The 2,984-nt window shown below is 63.9% G+C and carries 2 protein-coding genes and 1 pseudogene; 2 read left to right on the forward strand and 1 reads right to left on the reverse strand.

Annotated features, from left to right (window positions below; translation table 11 throughout):
• Positions 1–234: pseudogene (locus JHD07_RS36760) on the forward strand (hypothetical protein); the annotation flags it as partial.
• A gap of 220 nt (positions 235–454) precedes the next feature.
• On the opposite strand, the gene JHD07_RS36765 reads toward JHD07_RS36760, so the two are convergent.
• Positions 455–1,063, reverse strand: coding sequence for an isochorismatase family cysteine hydrolase (locus tag JHD07_RS36765; RefSeq protein WP_291631107.1), 609 nt, complete (start codon positions 1,061–1,063; stop codon positions 455–457).
• A gap of 418 nt (positions 1,064–1,481) precedes the next feature.
• On the opposite strand from JHD07_RS36765, the gene JHD07_RS36770 reads away from it, so the two are divergent.
• The coding region (locus tag JHD07_RS36770) for a GumC family protein (RefSeq protein WP_291631105.1) at positions 1,482–2,984 on the forward strand (1,503 nt) is incomplete at its 3' end.

Consider the following 2,984-nt stretch of genomic DNA (forward strand, 5'->3'; position numbering starts at 1 on the left):
AAGGGGAACATTGCGCTGGCGCTGCTGATGGTCGGCGGCATCGCCATGCTGGACTATCGCGCCGCTCAGGCCACTAAGCCGCGACGCCCGCCGCGCGATGCCCGGCGCAAGCTCTATCCGAGCCGCAGCGGCTTCCCCAAGGGCATCGAAAGCGCAAGGACTGCAGCAAGGCAGATCGCAGTGCACGCCAGGACAGACCAGGTGAAGCAAGGTGATGCGCACCGAGTCCCGTGACGACGTCGCGTCGGAATTCGCCGTAAGCATTCGATCAGGCACGGACGATACGCGCCGCCATGGGCGAGGAGCCTCCCCTAAATCAGTGGACACCTATAGCTTCGGCAGCGAGAGGTGTCAGATGACGAAACGGCAGCGATAGACACGCGGTCGCTCGTGTCGTGCTAAAGGCCCACGCGGCGCACCGCGCCTCGATGCTTACGGATCGTATCCGCGCACCCTACTCCTGCCAGAATGTAGCCAGCTCTTCCGCCGTCACCAGGTCGACTTGGCCGTGAAAGCGCGTGCGATACATTGTCATGAGCGCATCGTGCCCGACGTCGGACGAGCTGCACAGCGCGTCCTCGACGATGACGATCCTGAAACCGAGATCGACGGCGCTCAGGACCGTCGAGAGGACGCAGACGTCGGTCTCGGCTCCCGATATCACGACGGTGCCGACGTTCTTATCGACCAGCAGGCTCGCGAGACCGGGATAGCTGAAGGAAGAATAGGCCGGCTTGTCGATCACGGCAGCGGGCGGAACGAACCGGCTCAAGGCCGGCACGAGTTCGAGCGCCGATGACGGCAGATGCCTCCGGGTCGCCCGGTGCCAGCGGCGAAAATAGCTCTGCCATTGCCCCGGGCGATCCTCCGGATCCTGCGGGGTGATGAAGCGCGTGAAGATCGTTCTCTCCGGATGACGTGAAACGACCGAAACGATCGTCGGCAGGACTCGCTCCATCCAGGGCGTCGCCCACAGGCCGCCGGGGGCGAAGATGTTCTGCATGTCGATACACAGGTGAACGGCGCCGCTGATCCCGGCAACCTCCGACGTAGCGTCCCTCATCATCTCCACCGTCGAGCGCATTCGATGACAAGTTGCGAATGCAGGATGAGGGCTTTGGTTCCGAATTGCCGGCCTCGCAAACCCGCCCAAGAACAGTGATGAAGACGAAGGTGCTGCGCGCTGCGGGGCGGTCGCATCTCGCGGTGGTGGACACACCAGGGCTCTGCAGTTCTCATCTGCCGGCCGGCTCTGCCTCATACACTGTTACAAATGTGTATTACTTCTCGGCTAGAGATAACGTGACAATGTTATAGATGGGCTACTGCGGCCCAGACCAGCTGCGCCTCAAGGCCGTGGTCGGGCCGATTGTATGTTGCCGGTCTGGCCAACCGGGTTTCGCGTCGCAGTTCGCGCGGCTTGCGAGGCGCAACCGACGTCTGCCTTCCGGCCGAGGAATTGAATCACGATGGATATGCTGGTGAGCCGAACCGCCGTCGACCGTACGGTGGGCGAAGCCTCCGGATCGATGTCGGCCCTGATCGAGCAGCTGACCGGTCTGGCCCGGCGACAGTACCGGGTCTTTGTCATCGTGCCTGCCGCCGCGCTCGCAATCGGCCTGCTCTACCTTCTGCTGACCCCGGCGCAATACACGGCCACCACCACCCTGCTGATCGACAGCACCACGCTCCGAGTCCTGCAGAACCAGCTTCAGCCGCAAGGGGACGTGCCGCTGGACACGCTCCAGGTGGGTTCACAGGTCGAGATCCTGGCATCCCGCAAGCTCGGCCTCGATGTCGTGCGGAATCTGCGTCTTGCCGATGATCCGGAGTACGCCGCCTCGTCCAGCTGGAACCCCTTCGCATCATCCGCAGGGCCAAGCATCGAAGATCGCGAGCAGCACGCGCTGGACCGATTTCTCGCCCACCGCACCATCAGCCGGGCTGACAAGACTTACGCCCTCAATATCTCCTATACATCGAAAAGCCCGGCGAAGGCGGCGACAATCGCGAACGCAATCGCTGAAGCCTATATCGACGACCAACTCGGCGCCAAGTACCAGACCGTGACTCGCGCCGGGGCCTGGCTGCAGGACCGCATCAATGAATTGAGGTCGAAGGCCACCGCAGCCGACCGCGCCGTGCTCGAATTCAAGGAAAAGAACAAGATCGTCGATCTCGGCGGGGCCGGGCCGACAACTGCAGGCGCGGGCACGTTCAGCCGGCTGATCGGGGAGCAGCAGCTCTACGAGCTGAACAGCCAGCTTGCGGCCGCGCGCGGGGCGACCAGCGAGGCGAAGGCCCGGCTCGACCGCATCGAGCAGGTGCGCAAGATGGACGTCAGCGAGGGCGCCGTCGCCGATACGCTCAAGAACGACGTGATCACCCGCCTGCGCAACCAGTTCATCGATCTTTCCGCGCGCGAGGCGAACATCTCCGGCCGCTACGGCTCCGATCACGACGCTGCCGGCCATCTGCGCGACCAGATGGACGAGATCCGCCGCAACATTGCGGCCGAGCTCGGTCGGGTCGCCGGAAGCTACCGCAGCGACTATGAGATCGCCAAGACGCGCGAGGAGAATTTGGAGCGCGCGCTGGCCGCGCTTGTGTCCGAGGGACAGCTCACCAACCGCGACCGGCTGGGGCTCGCGGAGCTCGAGAGCTCGGCAAAGGTCTATCACACGCTGTTCGACAATTTCCTGCAGCGCTACATGGAGGCGATCCAGCAGCAGTCGTTCCCGATCACCGACGCCAGGATCATCAGCCCGGCGGTGGCACCGACGAAAAAGAGCAAGCCGGTCGCTCCGCTCGTGCTGGCCATTTCGCTGTCGCTAGGCATCATGGCGAGCATCGGGATCGCAGCCCTGCGGGAAGCGGTCGACGGCGTTTTCCGGACGAGCCGCCAGGTCGAGCAAGAACTCGGCGCCCGATGCCTCTGCATCGTCCCGCAGATATCGGAAGGGGCCCCTGGGTTTATGCGGGCC

The sequence above is a fragment of the Bradyrhizobium sp. genome (genome assembly GCF_016462955.1).
GTDB lineage: Bacteria > Pseudomonadota > Alphaproteobacteria > Rhizobiales > Xanthobacteraceae > Bradyrhizobium.